The 19,825-nt window shown below is 34.7% G+C and carries 25 protein-coding genes and 2 pseudogenes; 5 read left to right on the top strand and 22 right to left on the bottom strand.

The window, feature by feature from the left end; genetic code table 11:
- Positions 1-46: 46 nt before the first annotated feature.
- The 5 genes and pseudogenes from DJ93_RS21055 to DJ93_RS33835 form a co-directional block, all read right to left on the bottom strand.
- Positions 47-406 (bottom strand): annotated as a pseudogene (locus DJ93_RS21055) (serine hydrolase); the annotation flags it as partial.
- Positions 407-505: 99 nt separating this feature from the next.
- Positions 506-1,141 (bottom strand): cupin domain-containing protein, encoded by a 636-nt coding sequence (locus DJ93_RS21050; RefSeq protein ID WP_042983041.1) that lies wholly within the window; start codon positions 1,139-1,141, stop codon positions 506-508.
- A gap of 162 nt (positions 1,142-1,303) precedes the next feature.
- On the bottom strand, positions 1,304-1,465 hold the full coding sequence (locus tag DJ93_RS21045) for a hypothetical protein (RefSeq protein WP_042983039.1): 162 nt from the start codon (positions 1,463-1,465) through the stop codon (positions 1,304-1,306).
- A 210-nt stretch (positions 1,466-1,675) separates the two neighbouring features.
- A complete protein-coding gene (locus tag DJ93_RS21040) occupies positions 1,676-2,311 on the bottom strand; it encodes an SDR family oxidoreductase (RefSeq protein ID WP_042983038.1) in 636 nt (211 codons plus the stop codon).
- Between the two features lie 250 nt (positions 2,312-2,561).
- Complete coding sequence (locus DJ93_RS33835) at positions 2,562-2,675, bottom strand: alpha/beta hydrolase (protein WP_241484301.1); 114 nt, start codon at positions 2,673-2,675, stop codon at positions 2,562-2,564.
- A 241-nt stretch (positions 2,676-2,916) separates the two neighbouring features.
- Between DJ93_RS33835 and DJ93_RS21035 the strand changes: the two genes are divergently transcribed.
- A complete protein-coding gene (locus tag DJ93_RS21035; RefSeq protein WP_042983037.1) occupies positions 2,917-3,339 on the top strand; it encodes a YfmQ family protein in 423 nt (140 codons plus the stop codon).
- A gap of 115 nt (positions 3,340-3,454) precedes the next feature.
- On the opposite strand, the gene DJ93_RS21030 is transcribed toward DJ93_RS21035, so the two are convergent.
- Both DJ93_RS21030 and DJ93_RS21025 read right to left on the bottom strand, forming a co-directional pair.
- Positions 3,455-3,982 carry a COG3014 family protein gene (locus DJ93_RS21030; protein ID WP_042983035.1) on the bottom strand — a complete coding sequence of 176 codons (528 nt, stop codon included), beginning with the start codon at positions 3,980-3,982 and terminating at the stop codon, positions 3,455-3,457.
- 188 nt (positions 3,983-4,170) lie between these two features.
- Positions 4,171-5,439: an MFS transporter gene (locus DJ93_RS21025; protein ID WP_042983034.1), complete on the bottom strand. Its 1,269-nt coding sequence runs from the start codon at positions 5,437-5,439 to the stop codon at positions 4,171-4,173.
- Positions 5,440-5,557: 118 nt separating this feature from the next.
- Here DJ93_RS21025 and DJ93_RS21020 point away from each other — a divergent pair, with 118 nt between their 5' ends.
- Both DJ93_RS21020 and DJ93_RS21015 read left to right on the top strand, forming a co-directional pair.
- The gene (locus tag DJ93_RS21020; RefSeq protein WP_042983033.1) at positions 5,558-6,772 is read left to right on the top strand and encodes a helix-turn-helix domain-containing protein; all 1,215 of its coding nucleotides are present in this window, start codon (positions 5,558-5,560) and stop codon (positions 6,770-6,772) included.
- Positions 6,773-6,840: 68 nt separating this feature from the next.
- Positions 6,841-7,020 carry an H-type small acid-soluble spore protein gene (locus DJ93_RS21015; RefSeq protein ID WP_042983032.1) on the top strand — a complete coding sequence of 60 codons (180 nt, stop codon included), beginning with the start codon at positions 6,841-6,843 and terminating at the stop codon, positions 7,018-7,020.
- A gap of 95 nt (positions 7,021-7,115) precedes the next feature.
- On the opposite strand, the gene DJ93_RS21010 is transcribed toward DJ93_RS21015, so the two are convergent.
- Positions 7,116-7,364 carry a hypothetical protein gene (locus DJ93_RS21010; RefSeq protein ID WP_142920626.1) on the bottom strand — a complete coding sequence of 83 codons (249 nt, stop codon included), beginning with the start codon at positions 7,362-7,364 and terminating at the stop codon, positions 7,116-7,118.
- A gap of 132 nt (positions 7,365-7,496) precedes the next feature.
- Between DJ93_RS21010 and DJ93_RS21005 the strand changes: the two genes are divergently transcribed.
- Both DJ93_RS21005 and DJ93_RS21000 read left to right on the top strand, forming a co-directional pair.
- Positions 7,497-8,090 (top strand): dienelactone hydrolase family protein, encoded by a 594-nt coding sequence (locus DJ93_RS21005; protein ID WP_042983030.1) that lies wholly within the window; start codon positions 7,497-7,499, stop codon positions 8,088-8,090.
- Between the two features lie 12 nt (positions 8,091-8,102).
- Positions 8,103-8,462, top strand: coding sequence for a hypothetical protein (locus DJ93_RS21000; RefSeq protein WP_042983027.1), 360 nt, complete (start codon positions 8,103-8,105; stop codon positions 8,460-8,462).
- Positions 8,463-8,566: 104 nt separating this feature from the next.
- Here DJ93_RS21000 and DJ93_RS20995 read toward each other — a convergent pair whose 3' ends face one another.
- From DJ93_RS20995 to fliM, 14 genes and pseudogenes are all read right to left on the bottom strand, one after another.
- On the bottom strand, positions 8,567-8,737 hold the full coding sequence (locus tag DJ93_RS20995; RefSeq protein WP_042983026.1) for a DUF3951 domain-containing protein: 171 nt from the start codon (positions 8,735-8,737) through the stop codon (positions 8,567-8,569).
- A gap of 62 nt (positions 8,738-8,799) precedes the next feature.
- Positions 8,800-9,111, bottom strand: coding sequence for an AzlD domain-containing protein (locus tag DJ93_RS20990; protein ID WP_042983024.1), 312 nt, complete (start codon positions 9,109-9,111; stop codon positions 8,800-8,802).
- Positions 9,102-9,827 (bottom strand): AzlC family ABC transporter permease, encoded by a 726-nt coding sequence (locus DJ93_RS20985; protein ID WP_042984282.1) that lies wholly within the window; start codon positions 9,825-9,827, stop codon positions 9,102-9,104. Before DJ93_RS20985 ends, DJ93_RS20990 begins: the two co-directional genes overlap by 10 nt.
- Positions 9,820-10,662, bottom strand: a pseudogene (locus tag DJ93_RS20980) (TrmB family transcriptional regulator). The gene DJ93_RS20985 and the pseudogene DJ93_RS20980 overlap by 8 nt, the downstream one beginning before the upstream one ends.
- Before the next feature lie 361 nt (positions 10,663-11,023).
- Positions 11,024-11,827: a flagellar hook-basal body complex protein gene (locus tag DJ93_RS20975; RefSeq protein WP_080743551.1), complete on the bottom strand. Its 804-nt coding sequence runs from the start codon at positions 11,825-11,827 to the stop codon at positions 11,024-11,026.
- A gap of 43 nt (positions 11,828-11,870) precedes the next feature.
- On the bottom strand, positions 11,871-13,133 hold the full coding sequence (locus tag DJ93_RS20970) for a GTPase (RefSeq protein WP_042983023.1): 1,263 nt from the start codon (positions 13,131-13,133) through the stop codon (positions 11,871-11,873).
- Between the two features lie 16 nt (positions 13,134-13,149).
- Complete coding sequence (locus DJ93_RS20965) at positions 13,150-15,216, bottom strand: flagellar biosynthesis protein FlhA (RefSeq protein WP_042983022.1); 2,067 nt, start codon at positions 15,214-15,216, stop codon at positions 13,150-13,152.
- A 23-nt stretch (positions 15,217-15,239) separates the two neighbouring features.
- On the bottom strand, positions 15,240-16,286 hold the full coding sequence (gene flhB, locus DJ93_RS20960; protein WP_042983021.1) for a flagellar type III secretion system protein FlhB: 1,047 nt from the start codon (positions 16,284-16,286) through the stop codon (positions 15,240-15,242).
- Between the two features lie 10 nt (positions 16,287-16,296).
- Positions 16,297-17,058 carry a flagellar biosynthetic protein FliR gene (locus DJ93_RS20955; RefSeq protein WP_042983020.1) on the bottom strand — a complete coding sequence of 254 codons (762 nt, stop codon included), beginning with the start codon at positions 17,056-17,058 and terminating at the stop codon, positions 16,297-16,299.
- A 15-nt stretch (positions 17,059-17,073) separates the two neighbouring features.
- Positions 17,074-17,349 (bottom strand): flagellar biosynthetic protein FliQ, encoded by a 276-nt coding sequence (locus DJ93_RS20950; protein ID WP_042983019.1) that lies wholly within the window; start codon positions 17,347-17,349, stop codon positions 17,074-17,076.
- Between the two features lie 33 nt (positions 17,350-17,382).
- Entirely contained in the window at positions 17,383-18,132 is a 750-nt protein-coding gene (locus DJ93_RS20945; protein WP_042983017.1) for a flagellar type III secretion system pore protein FliP, read from the bottom strand.
- Positions 18,129-18,443, bottom strand: a complete 315-nt coding sequence (locus tag DJ93_RS20940; protein WP_042983015.1) for a hypothetical protein — start codon at positions 18,441-18,443, stop codon at positions 18,129-18,131. Before DJ93_RS20940 ends, DJ93_RS20945 begins: the two co-directional genes overlap by 4 nt.
- A 12-nt stretch (positions 18,444-18,455) precedes the next feature.
- Entirely contained in the window at positions 18,456-18,821 is a 366-nt protein-coding gene (gene fliN / locus DJ93_RS20935; RefSeq protein ID WP_042983014.1) for a flagellar motor switch protein FliN, read from the bottom strand.
- 10 nt (positions 18,822-18,831) lie between these two features.
- On the bottom strand, positions 18,832-19,818 hold the full coding sequence (gene fliM, locus DJ93_RS20930; protein ID WP_042983013.1) for a flagellar motor switch protein FliM: 987 nt from the start codon (positions 19,816-19,818) through the stop codon (positions 18,832-18,834).
- Positions 19,819-19,825 lie beyond the last annotated feature (7 nt).

Below are 19,825 nucleotides of genomic sequence, written 5' to 3'. Positions count from 1 at the left end.
ATTAATTCCTATGAACACTTTTTGTTTACATAATAAAATTATTTCATTATAATTCTCCTCTAAACTTTGCACTTGTCGCTACATCTCGAATAAAGTAATCTAAATTATTTACAAGTTTTCTATCGGTAATCTGATCTAAATCATTAGACATGAAAACAATCTCAACTTTGTTCCCTTTTTTATCAGTACTATAAAAACTATTTGTTAATACGAATGCTGTGGAACCACCTTTTTGACCAGCGTATTCATACACACTATCTCCGACCATTCCCTTAAAAATCTTCTCGATTTCATCTTGCATTGGCTTTGAAAAATAGTTTCTACTATTTATCTTTTCTATAAAACTCATATAATCTTTAGCATTTGCACTAACTAATCGATCTGACCAAATGCGTTGGAAGTCTAAAGCTCCTTATATTAATTACACTGAAAAAACTTACAAATTTAACATTAAATTGTTAAATGTATACAAAACAGAATAACTCTTCCTAAAAAGAAGGGAGAGTTATTCTATTTCACATGAAGTTATTTGCCCATTTAACGTAACAACTATATTTGAATCGTTAGCCTGTTTATCACTTTTAGAACGATTTGAGGCAGGTGGTCCAATTACAACCGACTCTTTAATTGGAGAAAGATCTTTTGCCAGCTTCTCTGCATTTACACCGTAAGCAGCTTGAAATACTCCAGGGGGCGTCATTCTAAGTACATCTGATCCTTCCGCCGTTTCAAACTGATCGTTATTAAAAAATAAATGAAGTTGAACTTCATCAGTTACTGGCGTAATCCAATGCCACCACCCCATTGGAATAAAAACCGTTTGTCCAGCTTTCATATGATAATTTTGCAATTGATTCGTTTCAGGATTTAAAATAGAGGTAACTGCTTCTCCGGATACGACAACATCTAACTCCCAAGCATTCGGATGCCAATGCGGTTCTCTCATATGCCCCTTCGTCATAAACAAGTCAACAAATGCTCCGCCAATCATTGCCGGTAACTGCGTTGAAGTTACTTCATACGCAACGTTTTTATCGTCCCTTTTAAAAAAAACATTTTTTCTTGAATCAAAGAAAAGGTTTGGAGTTCCTGAACTCTTCTTTAAGTTTTTATTATCTGGAACATATCCTGAATTACTCATTTTATCCCTCTTTCCCACTCCGAACGTTTCTTATTTCACACTGTATCGTATGGAAAAAATATAATGAATGTGCCTATTCACTACATAACAAAAAAACATGCTTTCATTATGAGAGCATGTTTTGTGATATACTTCACATTGTTTAATTAAAAAATAAACCTTTTACTTACCATGATGTAACATTAAATCACTAAGTTCTTCTTCAATATGATTTAATTTCGCAACGCCTTCTCTCCATTTATGAATATAACGTGAAACTCCGACGAAAAATAAAACAAAAATAGTAGAAAGAATAATACCATATACGATCGTTACAGTACTCATAGTTACACTTCCTTGTAATTAGTTATATTTTTATTATAAACCCTTTTTTTATAAAATGCTTTGATTTCAACTTTTTGTAACAAAATTGATTTTTCTAACAATAGAAAAACGCATTTTCATACTAGAAGAAATCTCTTTCAGATTCCTTCTAGCGTTATAATTCATCCAGCCATTTGCGGGGATAAAGCTCTCATTGAGGATAGTTTCACTTTATTTCACACCAACTGAAACTGTTTCTGGCAATGTGCTTCCACTGTCAATTACAATATGTGTACCTGTTATGTAACTTGATTCATTAGATGCTAAAAAGCCTGCTAACTGTCCGACTTCTTCTACTCTTCCTAATCGCCCTAGCGGAACACCTGAGGCAATTCCAGCAATAACATTACTTGGTTCATTTGGATCAGATTCATTCGCAATTTGCTCTGCCATCGGCGTTATAATATACCCTGGACAAATTGCATTTACAGTAATACGATGCTTCGCAACTTCACGTGCTAATGCTTTCGTAAATCCCCAAATCGCGGCTTTTGTCGTTGCATATGCTGTTTCTCCTTCATCTGCCACTAATGTTCCTGTTACAGAAGACATGTTAACGATTTTCCCATACTTCTCATATGTGTCTTTTGCTACTTCTTTTACAGCGTCAAAATCTGCTACATCGACTACGTAGCTCGTAGCATCTAGCCCGTTACTAACAATTTTTTTTGCATTTTCATGAACTTTCTCTGAAATATCAACAAGTATCACTTTCGCTCCTAATTCTGCAAACACATGAGCAATTCCAGCACCATTCCCCATCGCAGCTCCTGTAACAAAAGCAACCTTACCATCTAACTTCCCCATTTCATAACCCCCTTATGATTTGCAAGAAATTTCTTTTATAGCTTTATCATACCAAATATTACCTTTCAAATTTAAAACATAGCAATTTGTTAAAAAATGTTCAAAAAAATGGTTACTGTTATTGAAATTTCACTTCTGGATATTTTGAGTTCGGCCCACTAATTAACTCCCTTCGATTCCTTTTAAATTTTTATCATTCTTTGATTTTAAACCAGTTACTCTTTCATTAGGAAAAGCTGTAGCGATTGTATTATATGTATGACCCGTTACTTGCAAGGTTTTCAGCTTGTGATGAATGAAGCATTTTACTAGTCCCAAAACCATGACTTATTATAACGACAGGATAAGGACTTTTCGATAACATTACATCTGTGTTTTCATAGGAATTACTTTTGATATATTTCCAATAATCAAATACAAATTTAGGAATTTTAATGTGTATAGGATGCAAAATTCACATATAACAACAAATGAAGAAAAGTATAAAACAGCACACCTAAATTATGCACATATCCATTTTTTGTCACAGAATATACAAAATTTAACCATATGTACTATTACCATATGAGTTATATTATTTAATAGTGTAAAGGGGATGATATAATATGACGACTTGGTTTATTGTTATGTTAGTTATTTTTGGGTCTTTTAAAATCGTAGTTTCAAGTCTTCCAAACTCTACTATTGAATCAATCATTAGTCGATTTGAAACACACCCACAACTTATTGAAGAGAATGTTACTGTAACCATCAATGGAAAGCACTTAGAAGGGGATACGAAAAGTAAAATCATTAATGATTTTAACGAAGGTTTATTTTTAGATCGCTATTATGCACCGCCACAAAACAGTGGTATTCCCTTAATTATTGATGCAAAACATGGCAAAAAAGATTTTAAATTCTTTATTTATAGCCATGAAGAGCACGTTGATGTTGTGAAACAATATAAGAAAAAAGTAGTTGCTTATAGTTTACGTTCTAAAAACCTTCAAAATAGCAATATGTTCGTGTCAGCGGATTTAGCTTAAACCTTTTAATGGAATTCTAAAATTATTTCTTATTTTCTTGAAACACTTACTACTTTTTCAAAAGAACATTTAAAAAGACTGTCGTTCTTATTCGACAGTCTCTTAAACTATATTTTTATTTATTTTTCTTCGCCTCTATTTTCGCTTGTGTTTCTTCAAGTTTATCTAATTTTTCCGAAACCTTCTTCTCTTTTTCTTTTACTTCATCTATACTATCGACAGCTTTAATTAGTTTATCGATTCCTTCTTCATCTACCTTTTTTTGTTTCGCTACTCTTTCATTTACTTTCTCTTCAACGTCTTTTGCTTTTTGAAGCATATTTTCTGCATTTGATTTCACGGCTTTTTCAAGTGCATCGTCCTTTTTCTTTTGCAACACTTCTTTTGCATCTTCTTTCGTTTCTAAATATTTCCCATCTTTTAATGCTGTTGCACCGTCATCCATTAACTGCGCTACTTCTTTATATGACTTCGCTTCATTTCCAGATTTCTCTTTTTCTGCTTTTGCAAACCACATAATTGCATCACTATATTTCTCATCCTTTAATGATTGCATACCTGTTTCAATGTAAGTATCGTAGTTACTGCTACATCCAGTCATTACGACTAACAGAAAAAGCATAATAAAACTTATTTTTTTCATGATGTTTTCTCCTTTTTCCTTGCCACAATATTCACTTTAACTGTAACATACATGAAAAATAGTTTCAAAAACTAAATGACCTTTTTAGTCATTTTTACTAGATAATTTGTATACTACATTTAAAAATAGCTCACTTACTTTTTGTTTTCACATGTACAGCATACACATAAATAGCATTTCTCTCTTGTTCACACTGATACATTTACTTGTTTTTTCATTCCATGCTGCTTTATCCCTACTAATACAACTAACAGTAAACCTACTCCTAACGTTACCATTACAATACTAGTCGACATCATATCTAATAAAAATCCATATACAATCATCCCCAGCGGCGCGATTGCGGTAGCAATCGTTTCGAGAAGACCAAAAACACGTCCTAAATATGCTGGATCTGTTGTTTTTTGAATATGTACTTGCATTGGTATGTTTACTATCATAATCGATACTCCGCTAAGGATCATAAAAGCAATATAATACGTAAAACTAGCTACCTTCGGAATAGTTACAAGTAATGGGAAAACTGTGCATAAACTTAAACTCGCAAATAAAAATAAACCAACATAAATAGACCTAAATGGATGATTCACTTCCTTACGAACAGATAAAACACCTGCCCCAATTAACATCCCAACAGCTAACATTCCTTCGACAGTACCCAATTGCCTAGAGGATAAATGTAAGTTCTGAACAATAATATATGGAAGTGACACAAAAAGTGCACTCGCAAAAAAGTTAACCCAAAGCGCAATTTTCATTAGTCCATATATGTCATGTTGCTGTTTCACATATAAGAAACCTTCTTTTATACTCGTTAAAAAATGGACCTTATCTTGCTCTACTTCTTTTTTATATAAATCAAATACGATAAATAATTGCACAATAACAGCTAAGAAAAATGTAATACCATTCAATAGGAAAAAGGATGTTATTGAAAAGAAGCCAAATACCATCCCGCCTATAATTGGAGCTAAAATACTCGATAAAGAAGCTGCAGTTTGATTTAAAGCACTCGCCTTTTGAATTCTCTCCTCATCCACCAAACTAGAAATGGAAGAAGTAAATGCAACCGAATAAAAGCTTGCGCATACAGATAATAACGCTGCCGAAATGTAAATAAATAGAAGTGACGGACCGAATGTAGTAGCAAGTATAAACATTGTAAGCATCGTCAAGCTACTCAGTAAATCAGTACCTATAATAAGCCATCTCCGGTTTACACGATCCGCTACCGCCCCTGCAATTGGTCCACACAGCATTCGTGGAATAGAACCACAAATAAGCGTAGTAGCAAACCCAACTCCTGAACCAGTCGTTTTTAAAACGTATAACCCCATTGCAAATGTGTAAATGCCTGCCCCTAATAAAGATGTTATTTTCCCAATCATCATTAAAATAATATTTCTCGTTGCAATTTTCATTCTTGGATTATTTTTACTTATACTCGCATCTCCCATTATGACACGCTCCCCTTAAAAGTTAAATTGTGTTAAACTTATTATATAATCATTTTTCAAATTTTTACAACAAAAAGTTTAATTGTATTTAACTTTTTTATAATAAAGGAGCAATAATATGGCTACTCTTGGTGAAAAAATTAAAGCATTGCGAAAGGAAAAACGCCTTACCCAAACGGAATTAGTAGGCTCTGAGTTAACAAAAAGTATGCTCAGTCAAATTGAAAATGGAAAAGCTACACCTTCTATGAAAACCTTACAATATATTGCGGGTAAACTTGGATGTGAAATAAGTTTTTTATTAGCAGAAGACGATGTGGAAATAACTGAACTTATTCAAAAAATGGAGCAATTGATAAAAGCGAATCAATGCGATAAAGTGTACGAGACTTTACTACCTATCGTTCAAAAAGAGCTCCCAGCTACTGTATATACGGCCCGTTTATATAAGCAATTTATAACCGGAGCTGTTATTATGAAAGATTACAATATAGAATTTTACATTGAAAAAGCTACCTCAATTTTTGAAAAATATACTTTATACCGAGAAAGTACAGAAACAAAACTAATGTGTTGTTATACATTATTTACACGTAAAAAGTATGAGAAATGTTTACAACTTATTACGTCTATTCGAGATGAATATGAAAAAAAACATTTAGAAATGGACCTTATCATACACATACAGCTTTTCTTAAAAGAGGCCATTGTTTTACTTGCATGCGGTAATTACGAAGAATGTGAGAAGATTATTTTACAAGCACTCGAGTTTTCTAAAAAACATCAAGTGTATTATAAAACAGATGAGTTTTACCGAATTCTTTCTTATCAAAAAGTCATCATAGCTGATAAAGAAAAATATTTACACTATATAAATAAATCAGAGCAATTCGCTATTTTTACAGAAGATATTTTATCCGTTGCAATCGTAGATATATTAAAAGCGTACTACTATAACACAATTACAAATGAGTATACGATTGCCTTACAACATCTAGAACAATTTCAGGACAAATTGCAAAACGAACCAATCTTTCAAGAGGATGGGCTTTATTACACTGAAAAAGGAAAAGCTTTATACGGTCTTAAAAAATATGAAGAAGCCCTAGAAGCTTTACAACTTGCAAAAATACCAGATTATATGACACATCCGCTTGATCAGGCATGGATTATAACAGCAGGTGCGTATCGCGCTCTTTGTTATGTAGAACTTCAAAATAAAAAAAGGGCACTAGAAGAAGCAACGAAAGCTGTTCAATCGATACAAGAATATCCTGATTCCATTTTTTCTTCTTTTATTAAAGAAACATTACAAATAATACAAAAACTTTAAAAGCGCCTCAAATTGGTATATTATTCCTCTTTTTTAGCAAAAATAATAATGATGGGAGGAATGTAAAGATGAATGTACAACGCGCCAAAGAGCTTTCCGAGTCATCAGAACAAGCGCACGTAAGTTTTCAAGGTATGCCTGTTATGATTCAACACGTTGATGAAAGCAATGAAACCGCCCGCATATATGACGTAACCAATCCAGAACGCGAATTAACAGTTCCAGTTAATAGCTTAGAGGAAATATAAGAAATGCCACTTCAATTTTATGAAGTGGCATTTCTTATATTTTTGTTTTGATTCATATGATATGAAAAGATTTGCTTTCCGGAAAATTTTGACCATCACTTAAAGGCGGAAAGTAGTAAAACGCAAAATATAACAGCACTTACCGCTAATATCGTTAATACACCTGGTGGATATAACGCCACAAATGTCACGCTTAAAATTACACCAGCTGCTACTATTACTGTTCCCATATTACGTATCGCTGTAATCATCGCTTCGCATACTGGTAACTCCTTGTATTCATTAAAATGCGACATTCGGTACGTGATATTTAAAAGACAACACATATCCTCTATAACATTCAATTTCAGTTGACGTCTATGATAAGCGAAAAAATACAATATCTATAGTAAAATGTGTATTATGAATTCTAAGTTTAAAATCGTTACTAATTCAAATATATTTTCATTAACTAAATGAAAGGAAAGGAATATGAAATGAAGAAAAAACTAGCTCTTATCATTATTCATGAAATATATGGTGTAAATGATCATATGAAACATGTTGTAACACACTTCACTTCACCCAAAATAGATGTTTTCTGCCCTAACCTTTTACAATTCCCCTCTTCTTTTCATTATGATGAAGAAGAAAAAGCATATACTTACTTTATACAACACGTTGGATTCCACTATGGAAAAGAGAGAATTGAAGAAGTAATTACTACACTTTCCAATAGCTATACGCATATAGGCATTATCGGCTTTAGTGTTGGAGCTACCATTGCATGGCTATGTAGCGACAATCCAAACGTGAATTTTATTATTGGCTGCTATGGTTCTCGTATACGAGATTATTTACAGCTCAAGCCTACATGTCCTACCTTTCTCATTTTTCCAGAAAAAGAACCAAACTTCTCAGTCTCTTCTCTTATTACAACATTCAAACAACTAGAGCACCCACTACTACAAATTAAGCAATTTCCCGGGGAACATGGATTTTTAAATCCATATACTTTAAAATATAACGCTCAGTCTACTAAACAAGTGTATACTATACTAGATTCGTTTCTTTTGAAAAACATGTTTTAGAGGGGACTACATATGTCATTTACATTACTTTTACTTGGATGTGTTCTGTTTCTCGTTATATTAGCGTTAACATTTATTTATATGACACTAAAAAAAGGTGTATATTTAAAACGACCTTATTTACATTCTTTCATCATTATGTCGCTATTTTTCGGCCACTGGATATTATATTTAACAAATTTTTATTCCTTACTTCCTGAGTACATTAGCAATTTTATTTTCCTACCAATTTGGTATTTTCTTTGTATTTTAGGATTCATAGTTTTCATACGAGAATGGAAAAACAATCGTATCGTTTCTATATCTATCGGCGTTCTTTCTTTTATTAGCCTCCTTTTCGGGTTACTACTATTAGGAATTTCAAACATGTAAATAAAGAAGGAGTCATCCTTAAGATAGTTCCTTCTTCATTTGTATATTTCTTTATTTATCGTTGTTTTAAAGTAAACAATGATAGAAGGAAGAAAAGTCCAACATCAACTTTTCTTCCTTCTATTTTTACCTTTAGATCTCATTGTCACTGATTCGCAAGGTGTGTAATAAATTTGTGGAGTTGCTTTATCAACAAACATCATAAACGTAATGAAGCCTATAATAAAAAAAACAAATAACGTTAGCAATATAGCTCCTATCGTTAAAAGAATCATAGCACCACCCCTATATTATTCATATTATTACACTTTTCGCTATACTATGAGCGAAGTCCTCTTTAGAAAAAGAAACGTAACAAAATAATTACAATCACTCCTGTTAATACCGTCCCTAATAAACTACGAGTATAAATCGCAACAAGGAATGTTGGAATTGCCGCAATAGTATAATCCCACTGCATCGTCTCATGCATAAATAACACTTGCGCAAGAAGAGCAGCTAATATTGCAATCGGTATATAATTTAACCACTTTAATCCCCAATCGGGAATTTGTAGTTTACTAAATACAACAAGAGGTAATACACGCGGTATGAAAGTGACAACACCTGCCCCAATTAAAAGTAATAACACATCTAATCTTATTTCCATGTTTCAATCACCGCCCCAATCGTTGCTGCTACAAGTGTCGCTATTATAACCGCTATGCTCGCCGGCATGAGAAAATGTACACCATAAGCAATAATAACTGCTGCAATTGCAACACTCAGATGAATCGCCAATTTCGGTTTACTACTTATTAATTGCAAAACAAATAAACCGATAAACATTGCAGGTAATGCATAATCCATCCCGTACACATGCGGGTCTGGTATCCATTCTCCAAAAAGACCTCCCATAATCGTAGCTATAATCCAGTTTACGTATGCCGTTACATGTAATCCGAGCATCCACCTTTCACTTAAATATCCTGTTTTAGCAGCATGCTGTACAGCAACACCAAAAGTTTCATCTGTAATTTGCGAACCGATTATCATATTTTTCAAAAAGGGGATTTTCATTAAATAAGGAGCAAGCGCAGCACTCATTAATAAGTGACGTAAATTCACAACAAATACGGTAAAAATAATTGCCGACACAGGCGCTCCAGCTGCGTACATACCTGCTAAAATAAATTGCGCGGAACCAGCGTAAATTAAAGTAGACATAAATGCGATCTCTATAAGTGAAAAACCAGCTGTTTTTGCGATTACTCCAGTTGCAATACCTATACTTAAATAACCTAGTACAGTTGGTAAACAATCTTTCACGCCTTGACGAAATGTTTCGTTACTATGAAGCGTTACTTGTGCTTCTGCCCTATTCATCATCCCTCTCCTCTCCTTTCATTGCTTTCATACTCCGCTTCCCTGTTACAACATGAACTAAATCAATATTGCCACACCATAATGTATCTAGTTTATCAGGGCCAAATTCCTTTGTAATTTCTTCGACCATACTATCGTGACGAATATATTCTGTCGCGACAAGGACTAAAGCCGGATCGTATGTTGTAACGGCTCATGAAGTGCTATTGTCTGAAAAATTAGCGATTAGTACTTCTTTACCATCACGTGCAATTACCGTTAAATGAGCACCCATGCTCTCTTTCACAACATGTGACGTCATATAATTATGATGAAAAGTCGTGCCAATTTTTGTTCGAGGCGCACCAAATAGAATAGAGAATATGTGTACACCTTCCTCTTCCTTTCTATGGATTAAAGACTCAATCTTGTTCACTTGCCCTTCCCATATAGAAACCCATAGCTCCTCTTGAGCCCTTTCAATAATGTTACTTATTTCTTTCAAAATACGCTCCTCCGTACGAATATGAGAAATTACATCTATTTGCCGTTCTTGCTCTATGCAATTTAATTTTCAATCCAAAAAATCAAATGACTTCTCAAAATTCTTTCTCATTCGGTCCACTAATTTCCCCTCAGATACGGGAACATATTTAACTAGTTCTGATGGCACGAAATGAACGGCCCCTTTGTCCACTAATTTATCTAGCACTTCATACATCATGGAGCGCGGTACTCCTGTTTGTTTACTACTCTCATAACCTGTTGCTGGATAATGTTTTAATAGCCCAATATATGCTTTATATTCGTATTGGGAGAAACCTAACTTTTGTAATTCTTTTATAACTCCATCCATCGTGCATCCTTCACAATCTATATGGCTCTTACTTCAAAACGACGATTTTATTCCCCTATAGTGGTTATAGTTATACCTACTAATATAAAAAAGAAGTTCAACACAGTCAACAAACAATTCGGAATTTTACCAAAATAGAAAACCCTTCATGAAAGGCTTTTCTATTTTTTGATATTCTTTTAATGTATTTTTAAATTGTCGTCATGATTGATTCTGATACTTTTTCTAACCCAATTTAACAATTGTAATTGCTTTGCTAATATATATGGCGAAATGAAAAATGTTGAAGCAGTGATAACTACTCTCATTTTTCCGCTTCACGAGCAAGAGCGGTAAAAGGACTCCCGCTAATGAGAGTCCTTTATCTCAATATTTCATTCGCTTCTTTTTCATAAATTTTATCAAATGATGTCATGATGCGCTGTGATGCTTGAATCATTTTTTGATTCGTCATAAGGTCTGCCATTTCTTTCGTCATATCTACATTTGAATTTTCTAGCGTATAATTACGAACATTCGCTGTTCCATTCGGTAATTCAGCAATATTTCCTTCTGCTAACGTAAAACTTTTGTTTTCACGTTGCACGAGGCGAGCATTCGCTTCTGCATCTACTGATTTTGTCTGCAACTGTACAATTACTACTCTCTTAATATCCGGTTTAAATTCAGTACCCTCATTAATCTCCCTATAAATTTCTCCATTATTAGATACGAAGAAATCTACATTTTCAGGAATTCGAATACGTTCATTATTCACATCCATTACGAAAGCGCCGGACGATGTTTGCAAATAACGATCACTATTTACTGTAAAGTTTCCATCTCTCGTCAAAAACGTTTCATCATTTTTTGAAGTAACGAAAAATGATGATGTACCAGCCGTACCGTCATCTAAAAAGAAATCTGTAGGGCTATTTGTAATTTGTACATTTCCTTGCGCTAAATTCACATGAGTCGCAGCTGGTACAACAGCATAATCAACCGTACCAATATTTGTCGTAGCTCCATCTCCGCGGCGATATGTATCTTGCACATCAAATACTTTAGAAGTCATGTTCTCTGCTTTAAACCCTGTCGTTTGAGCATTTGCAACGTTATTCGCATGCACATTTAAGCGCTGCATGTAATTCATCATACCCATAGAGCCGATATAAATACCGTTCATACTCGTTTGAATAAGGCAGTTACCTTATTCTTCACCTCTCTTCTTACGATGTTTGTAATATTTGTTCTGCTAAATGTTCTGCTGTAGCGATATGTATATTTTGCTTTACATCTTGTCCATCTGTCATTAAAACGATTGGAGCTGTTGATACTGCTGGAATTCTCAACAGTTCACCGCTACTTGCTGTTTCATCAAATTTCGTAAGCACGATTCCATCAATATGAATATCTTTAAAGTTCGTAATGATTTCTATCATATCCTTACTTTTCATAGATGCCGATAACGTTAAACAAATATAATCCGGCTCTACTTGCTCCATCGTTTCTATTATCTCTTCAACAGTTTCTAATGTACGATAATTTTTCCCAGCTGTATCAATTAATATATAATCTACACACGCTTCCACTTTAAAATAAGTCAGTGCTCTCGTCATCGCCGATTTATCTTGCACCGCAATAACTTCTGATCCAATGATTTTCACATAATCTTGCAGTTGCTGTGCTGTCCCAATGCGAGAATAATCTGTTGTAATAAAACCAATTGTTTTCCCCTTCTTATGGAACTTCCATGCCATTTTTGCAAGCGTCGTTGTTTTTCCAACACCAGTTGGACCAATTAAAGCTATCGTCTGTATATCTTGTTCAAATATGTTTTCTGTGCTAAAGTGCACTTTCATATCTTCTAATATAAACATAATCACTTCTTCTTCCTTAATCATCGTCGCATTTTCAAACTGAGCTTTCAGCTTTTCAATGTACGCATGAATAAAGGCTTGTTCCACATCATTTTGTTCTAACATCCGGATCACTTTTTGAATAATAAATGGTAAAGATTGTTGTTTCTCTTGCTTTTTAGCTGGCGACGTTGCCGTATCCTCCATATGTTTCATAACGACAATTCCTTTTTGAAACAGTGGTAATAATTTTTGCTTTTTTTTCACCCATTCCTCACTATTCCCTATTTGAACAGTAAAATCAGGAATTGAACTCTTCTCATTCTCTAAATTATGTAATATCGATTGGACTTGTTGTACTTTAACGTTTTCCCTTGAAATATCATTTACGACATGTAGCAATTGTTCGTGAAATGGATTTCCCTCTACATCCTTTTCCTCTTTTTTATCTTCAGCAAAAGCAATTAACATTTCATATTTCTTTTTCCAAAAACACGGGATACTTCGGCTCACACTTTCATCGACAACATAATAATACTCCGTACTATACTGATTAAATAATTTACGATACAATTCATTTTTCGAAGCAGCTGTAATTCTCTTTAACGCTTCTTTTTTTTGTTTTCTGTCCATTATTCCCCCCCCCCCACTACTCAATGTAAGCGATTTGATCTACAACTATTTCCGGTGCTAATTCACTAATACATAATATTTTTGCTTCTATTTGATAACGCTCAAGAAGTCTTACAACACCAAAACGATAATCTTTTCTACGAGTTAATAAAACTGGCTCTCTCCCCATTAATCGTGCTTGCTTGAAAATATGCTGTACTTGTTCAATAACCCGTGTTTCTAATTTTAAATCCCAGTTTAATAAATAACCTTCATAAGAGTTATTGACTACCTCTGCCTCTAATTCCAAAGAATCAGAGAACAGTGCAGCATAAATTTTCCCATCAGAATGTTTCGCATTCTCACAAATTACTTTCGAAATACGTTCACGAACAAATGCAGTAACACCATCGAAATGACTTTGATAAATTTCTTTACCATCGATAATCCCTTCCATAATTGTCGGTAAATCACGGATCGAAATGCCTTCCTTTAATAATTGCTTAATAACATTTTGAACGAGTGATAAATCAATTTCTTTCTTCTTAATTTCTTCTAATAAGACGCTATGATTATTTTCAAGCGATTGAATTAAATCTTTCACATGCTGACGCTGGATTAACTCGTGAAGGTTATGTCTAACGACAACATCTAAATGAGTAATTAATATGCTTAATGGCTCTAACACTTGATAGCCTTTCATTTGAGCATCTTGTACCATATGCTCAAATATCCAATATCCATCTTCGCCGAAAATCGGATCTTTCGCTGGTTCTGCATCTAAATCAGCCATTACGTTCGGTGTTTTCAGGGCCAATAAATAACCTGATTTTAAAACACCTTCTGCAACTTCAGCTCCTTTAATACGGATGATGTAACGCCCACGTGGCCTAAAACTCGTATTATCTTTAAAATTAATTCCCGGAACATTAATTCCAAGATCAGTAATAATTGACTTCCTCATAAGAACAACTTTGTCGCGGGCTGTTTCTCCTTTAACTTTCTGTTTTACAAGCGCCGCTAAATCTAATCCTAACTCTACAATAACTGGATATTTATCTGTAAATACTCCGAAAGAATCTTCCACTTGTTGCAGCTGCTCTTCATCATTTTGAATCATTTCTAATTCCTTTTGAAGCGCAACTTCTTTTTCTTTCTGCAATCGTTTTTTATTGCTGATTCCTAAAAAAATAATCCCGCTCCCAACGAGAGCAAATGGTAAAAACGGTAGCGGTGTAAAAATACCCATCGCGATAAACAAACCACCAAGTGCATATACAACGACTTCATGCGCCAGTAATTCCTTAAAAATCCCTTCTGTTACTGTATCAGCTGAACCATCAAATACACGAGTCACGATAATACCTGTTGAAATCGCAAGCATTAACGAACCGATTTGGTTTACAATTCCGTCACCGATGGTTAACTGTGTGTAATGAAGAGCCGCTTCCGCAAAGCTCATTCCTTGCTGCATCATACCTACAATTAAACCGAAAATAATGTTTACGAATAAAATGACAATCCCGAAAATAACGTCCCCTTTAATGAACTTTCCGGCACCGTCCATCGCTCCGTAAAACTCTGTTTCCATATTTAATTTTTTTCGTTTTTCCTGCGCCTCTTTTTCTGTAATGATGCGCTGATTTAAATCGGCATCAATAGACATTTGTTTTCCTGGTAAAGAATCAAGTGTAAAACGTGCTGCCACTTCAGCAGTACGCGATGCACCATTTGCAACAATAAATTGAAAAATAATTAATACAATAAAAATAACGATACCAATTAGTAAGTTCCCACCAATTACGAACTGGCCGAACTCTTCAATAACATGACCTGCATTTCCGTTTGTTAAAATCGCTCGCGTCGTCGAAACGTTAATCGATACGCGGAAAATCCCGATTAATAACAACATCGTCGGAAATGACTTTAATTCATCCCACTCGTTAATACTTGTAGCTCGCATATAAATAAGTACTGACATACTTAATAGAAAAACGATAATGGTATCAAGTATAAATGGTGGAAGTGGAATTAAGAGCGCCACAACAAATGACACTGCTAAAAAGATAGAAAAATAGGTTCTTGCAGAATCTATCTTAAACAAAGAGATCTCCCCCAAACGCGCTATTATACTTCAAGTTGGTTCATTTGAATTAAATAGCGCATAACTTCAATTACAGCTACGTATAAATCTTCTGGAATCGCCTCGTCTTCCTCGACTTGATAATATAAAGAACGAGCGAGCGGACGGTTTTCCACCATTGGTATTTCTTGTTCACGGGCGAGCGTTCGTATATATAATGCGAGCTCATCTTCCCCTTTCGCTACGACAATTGGCGCCGCATCAACGTGTTTATTGTAACGAAGTACAACCGAGATATGCGTTGGGTTGTTTACAATAAATGTTGCCCCATCCATCTTCTTCGCAATTGTTCCTTGCAAGATGGCATGCATAAAGTTTTTTCGTTTCCCTTTTACTTGTGGGTCCCCTTCATTATCTTTATACTCCCTTTTTACCTCTTCTTTTTTCATCTTAATATCTTGTTCGTACTCCCATTTTTGATAAATGAAATCAATAATAGAAAGAACGATTAAAATAATTAAAATAGCTAGAAAGATAAATTTAATTTGCCTAATAATTTCAGTAAGTGACGCTGTCCAGTTAAATCCAATCATACTAACGATTTTTTCTAAATTCTTTTTAAAGAGAACGTACGCAACATAGCCGATTAATCCCATATAAAACAGTGATTTCAAAATATCTACTAAACTTTTACGACTAAACAATCTCGTAAAGTAGTTTTTCGGATTAATACGTGATGCTTTCGGCTTAATTACTTTAGAAGAAAATAAAAAACCGACTTGAATCATATAATTGAATAAATGAAAGGCGTATACGAGTATTAATATTGGAGCCGATACTTTTAGCAGTAATATGCCCATTAAATAAAAATATTCGGTCGCATCTGAATTTTTTCCAATTTGATCAAACAGCACCGCTACGGAATTCGCAATCTCATAACCGAGCCAATCTCCAAAGAAGTAAACGACCACCGCTAATACGAGAATAGAAAATAAATTATTTAAATCTTTACTCCGGGCGATATTCCCTTCTTCACGCGATTTTTTACGCTTCTGCGGGGTGGCCTTTTCTGTTTTATTATCCTTTGCCATGCGCGTCCCCCTACTTCGTTAAGAAAAAGTTAAATAGTTTCGTATACTCTCCCAGTAATACATCTGTCATATTTTTAAACACATAACCGAGCATTGGTACGCTCACCGCAATAAACAAAATACCACACGTAATTTTGATCACGTACGCATTCATAAAAATGTTTAATTGCGGTGCATTTTTTGCAATTAAAATAAGGACAAAGTTAATGATGAATAAGCTGCCCATAAGTGGCAAAGCAATTTCAACCGCTGATGTAATCGCAAATAATAACGTTGCAAGTAGACTATCTAAAAAGCTAGTCGTCAACAATTTTGAAATCGCCTCTGTATATTGAAACGACTTTAAAATCGTAGCAACGAAATAATTAATGCCGCCAAGTGAAATAAAAATAATGAGAAAGAACATATCAAACAGTGTTGATAGCAAAGTAGACTGTGACCCTGCATTTACATCAAATAAACTTGCCTGCGATAAACCGATATCAAAGTCCAAAATATGTCCTGCCATTTTTGGAATATTCCACAGCATCTCTACAATTTTTGAAAGTGATAATCCAATTACAATTTGCGTTCCTGCATAAGCTACTACATCCCAAACTGTTTTTATATGTGAAACATCAATTTGATCTGCCACTGTAATCGAAAGACCGAGTCCAAATGTAACCTTTGCCATCGCCGGAATAGATCGTCCTGAAAAAAACGGTAAAAAATATAAAAATGATGCAATGCGACAAAACGCAAAAAACGTCGCCACCCATAATTCCATATTCATTTCAATTCACCTATCTTAGTACGAACGCAATAGCGATGGAATTTTATCAAATAACTCTAAAATAAGCGTCGTTAACTCTTGAAACATCCACGGACCTAAAATGATAATAACAAGCACAATACTCGCCATTTTCGGTAAAAACGTCAGCGTTTGCTCTTGAATTTGCATCATCGCCATAATGACAGCGATAATCATAACGACAATCATACTTACACCGGCAACCGGCATTAAAATCATAACCCCTTTATAAAAAAAGGTTTGAAAAATATCTATAATTGGTGACGTATTCATTTATATGACTCCTATCACATAGCATCAAACGCTTCAGGCAACCGTTTTAAACATAATATCGACGATTTTTGTATATCCACCTAAATATACGAAAACGAGTATTTTAAATGGTAAGCTTAAAATCATCGGTGGTACCATCATCATCCCAAGGTACATTAAAAGTGTACTAATAATTAAATCAATAAATACAAACGCTAAATAAATGAACATCCCCGTCAGCAATCCTTTTTGAATTTGCGTTAACGTAAAGGATGGTACGAGCGTAAATAGTGAAAGATCTTTCAAATCTTTCGGTAACTCTTCTCCTCGCACCTTAAGCATCATCTTCAAATCATGCTTATACGTATGCTTCGCCATATAATCTTTCATAATAGGAGCTGTCGTCTCCGCAGCTTGACTTACTGTTATTTTTTCTTTCGTCATCGGATCCCACACATCACTCTTTAACTGTCCAAGTACTGGTTGCATCGTAAATAGTGATAAAAATAAAGCGAGTCCAACAAGTACTTGATTTGGTGGTAAATTCATTACCCCAAGCCCTTGACGAGTAATCCCTAGAACGATCATAAAATAAGTAAAATGCGTAAATAAAAGAACGATAGAAGAAGATAATGATAGAAGGGTAACGAGTGCAAATAGCTGTACACTTGAATTACTCGTAAACTCTTTCCCATTTTCAAAATTAATAAAGCCATTTGATGCGGCAGACGCTGGATTTACAAAAATAATTAAAAATATAAAAATAGCTACTGCTACTAACGATAACTGTTTCTTTATTCTCATGATGGATCCTCTACTCTTTTTGCTTCACTCTTCACCGCATCTTCTAGCGCTTGGTGAAACTGATTTCCTTTTAACTGCACAGACTGCACACCGCTATTACTCACAACAGTGAATACTTGTTCCCCTTCCACTTCAAATAAAAAAGCGCTCGTTTGATGATTTAAATACACACCATCTTTCACTTGGATACGGCCCTTTTCTCCATGTTTAGAAAACTGCTGTTTGCGCGTCTTTTTCGTCATATAATATGCACCATAGCCGAGCGCACCAAACAGTAAAACGACTTGAAATAAGGTCGTCATATACGACATATGACTCCTCCTCTACTCTTTATCTTGCATTTGACTTTGCTTTTGCGCCATCATAAGCGCTACTTGTTTCTTATCAGCTTCGATTTCAGAAATAATAATGCCGAACTTCTCATCCATTACTATCGCTTCGCCAATACCGACTTTCATATTACTTAAATACACATCCACTTTATGGCCTGAATTTTTCTCCACTTCAAGAACATCGCCAACTTTTAACTGCTTCACATCGCCAAGCTGAATCGATGACTTCCCAAGCTTTACGCCAAGTTCAATCGAAATATCTGAAACGGTATCAATATGTGCTTTACCCGCTTCATTTCGCTTCCCTGCAAATTCTTCTAATCCCATTAATGACACAGGAGATACTTCATGCTTCATATGGATCCTCCTACTCTATAAAAGTTTTAAATAGGAGCGCCTTACGCGTTCCATCTTTCCCAATAAAACAATTAAATTTATGCTTTCCATCAACATAACCTCGTAACTGATCCGTCACTTTCGTATGAAGAAGAAGAATATCACCTTCTTCAATTTGATTGAGTTCACCAATTTTCATCTTTTTTTCACCAATCGCAACGTGAACAGATTTATACACTTGATTTACTTTCACTTCTACTTCAGACGTATACTTTTTACGCTTATCCGAAGAATGTTCGACAATATTTTCAGATGTTAACTTATCCATAATTTCTTCAACAGATAAGAACGGAATACCAATACGAACCGTCGTATTCCAAAACTCTGTTTTCATATTTACGTTCAGCAATGAAATAATATCGCTCGCTGTCGTAATCTTCAGCGCATTCGGGTCCGTCTCCGTCGTAACAAACTTCGGTTTAATCGCAACAACGCTTTCAAATGATTGTTCTAAATTTTTACAAAGAAGAGAGCATATATTATCAAGCGTTAAAAACTCAAACGCCGTCAGCGGTCTACGCATCGTAAAAGTACGTTTACTATCCCCTCCAAGCCAGCATTCATGAATATAAATAACAAATGCTAAATCAATCTCAATAACAATTTCGCCAAGCTCTGGTAACCCTAGATCAATGACGCAATATAAATAATAATCTTTCGGCATTTTCTCCACGTATTCACTTGTAAACGGAACTTGCTCCACCGTTGAGGGCTCTAGTTCAATTGGGATACGCATACGCGCCGCTAGTGACTGAGATGTCTGCTTTCCGAAAGTAGAAGCAATCGCTTGTAAGATACGTAAATGTTCGACACTGAACTTCTCCGGTCTATTAAAATCATACTCTTGAAATTTATCTTGCTTTCCTGCTTCCTGTGCGAAAGCTGGCATTTCTTCACCTTCATTCACCGCCCTCAGCAGCGCATCAATTTGCTCTTGGCTTAATTTATCGCCACTCATGAAAATC

The organism is Bacillus clarus (assembly GCF_000746925.1).
In the GTDB taxonomy this organism is placed as follows: domain Bacteria; phylum Bacillota; class Bacilli; order Bacillales; family Bacillaceae_G; genus Bacillus_A; species Bacillus_A clarus.
The sequence above is the reverse complement of the archived record's forward strand: the minus strand, read 5'-3'. Positions and strand labels throughout refer to the sequence as shown.

Bases quoted from the DNA above. Each gene is read 5' to 3' on its own strand.
- DJ93_RS20985 (WP_042984282.1), bottom strand. From the start codon at position 9,827: ATGAATAGGGCAGAAGCACAAGTAACGCTTCATAGTAACGAAACATTT.
- DJ93_RS20970 (WP_042983023.1), bottom strand. From the start codon at position 13,133: ATGGACAGAAAACAAAAAAAAGAAGCGTTAAAGAGAATTACAGCTGCT.
- DJ93_RS20940 (WP_042983015.1), bottom strand. From the start codon at position 18,443: ATGTCGTATATGACGACCTTATTTCAAGTCGTTTTACTGTTTGGTGCG.
- DJ93_RS21035 (WP_042983037.1), top strand. From the start codon at position 2,917: ATGACGACTTGGTTTATTGTTATGTTAGTTATTTTTGGGTCTTTTAAA.
- DJ93_RS21025 (WP_042983034.1), bottom strand. From the start codon at position 5,439: ATGGGAGATGCGAGTATAAGTAAAAATAATCCAAGAATGAAAATTGCA.
- DJ93_RS20950 (WP_042983019.1), bottom strand. From the start codon at position 17,349: ATGAATACGTCACCAATTATAGATATTTTTCAAACCTTTTTTTATAAA.
- fliN (WP_042983014.1), bottom strand. From the start codon at position 18,821: ATGAAGCATGAAGTATCTCCTGTGTCATTAATGGGATTAGAAGAATTT.
- DJ93_RS21050 (WP_042983041.1), bottom strand. From the start codon at position 1,141: ATGAGTAATTCAGGATATGTTCCAGATAATAAAAACTTAAAGAAGAGT.
- DJ93_RS21015 (WP_042983032.1), top strand. From the start codon at position 6,841: ATGAATGTACAACGCGCCAAAGAGCTTTCCGAGTCATCAGAACAAGCG.
- DJ93_RS20995 (WP_042983026.1), bottom strand. From the start codon at position 8,737: ATGATTCTTTTAACGATAGGAGCTATATTGCTAACGTTATTTGTTTTT.
- flhB (WP_042983021.1), bottom strand. From the start codon at position 16,286: ATGGCAAAGGATAATAAAACAGAAAAGGCCACCCCGCAGAAGCGTAAA.
- DJ93_RS20955 (WP_042983020.1), bottom strand. From the start codon at position 17,058: ATGAATATGGAATTATGGGTGGCGACGTTTTTTGCGTTTTGTCGCATT.
- DJ93_RS21040 (WP_042983038.1), bottom strand. From the start codon at position 2,311: ATGGGGAAGTTAGATGGTAAGGTTGCTTTTGTTACAGGAGCTGCGATG.
- DJ93_RS21005 (WP_042983030.1), top strand. From the start codon at position 7,497: ATGAAGAAAAAACTAGCTCTTATCATTATTCATGAAATATATGGTGTA.
- DJ93_RS20990 (WP_042983024.1), bottom strand. From the start codon at position 9,111: ATGGAAATAAGATTAGATGTGTTATTACTTTTAATTGGGGCAGGTGTT.
- DJ93_RS33835 (WP_241484301.1), bottom strand. From the start codon at position 2,675: ATGTTATCGAAAAGTCCTTATCCTGTCGTTATAATAAGTCATGGTTTT.
- DJ93_RS21030 (WP_042983035.1), bottom strand. From the start codon at position 3,982: ATGAAAAAAATAAGTTTTATTATGCTTTTTCTGTTAGTCGTAATGACT.
- DJ93_RS21045 (WP_042983039.1), bottom strand. From the start codon at position 1,465: ATGAGTACTGTAACGATCGTATATGGTATTATTCTTTCTACTATTTTT.
- fliM (WP_042983013.1), bottom strand. From the start codon at position 19,818: ATGAGTGGCGATAAATTAAGCCAAGAGCAAATTGATGCGCTGCTGAGG.
- DJ93_RS21020 (WP_042983033.1), top strand. From the start codon at position 5,558: ATGGCTACTCTTGGTGAAAAAATTAAAGCATTGCGAAAGGAAAAACGC.
- DJ93_RS20945 (WP_042983017.1), bottom strand. From the start codon at position 18,132: ATGAGAATAAAGAAACAGTTATCGTTAGTAGCAGTAGCTATTTTTATA.
- DJ93_RS20975 (WP_080743551.1), bottom strand. From the start codon at position 11,827: ATGAACGGTATTTATATCGGCTCTATGGGTATGATGAATTACATGCAG.
- DJ93_RS21000 (WP_042983027.1), top strand. From the start codon at position 8,103: ATGTCATTTACATTACTTTTACTTGGATGTGTTCTGTTTCTCGTTATA.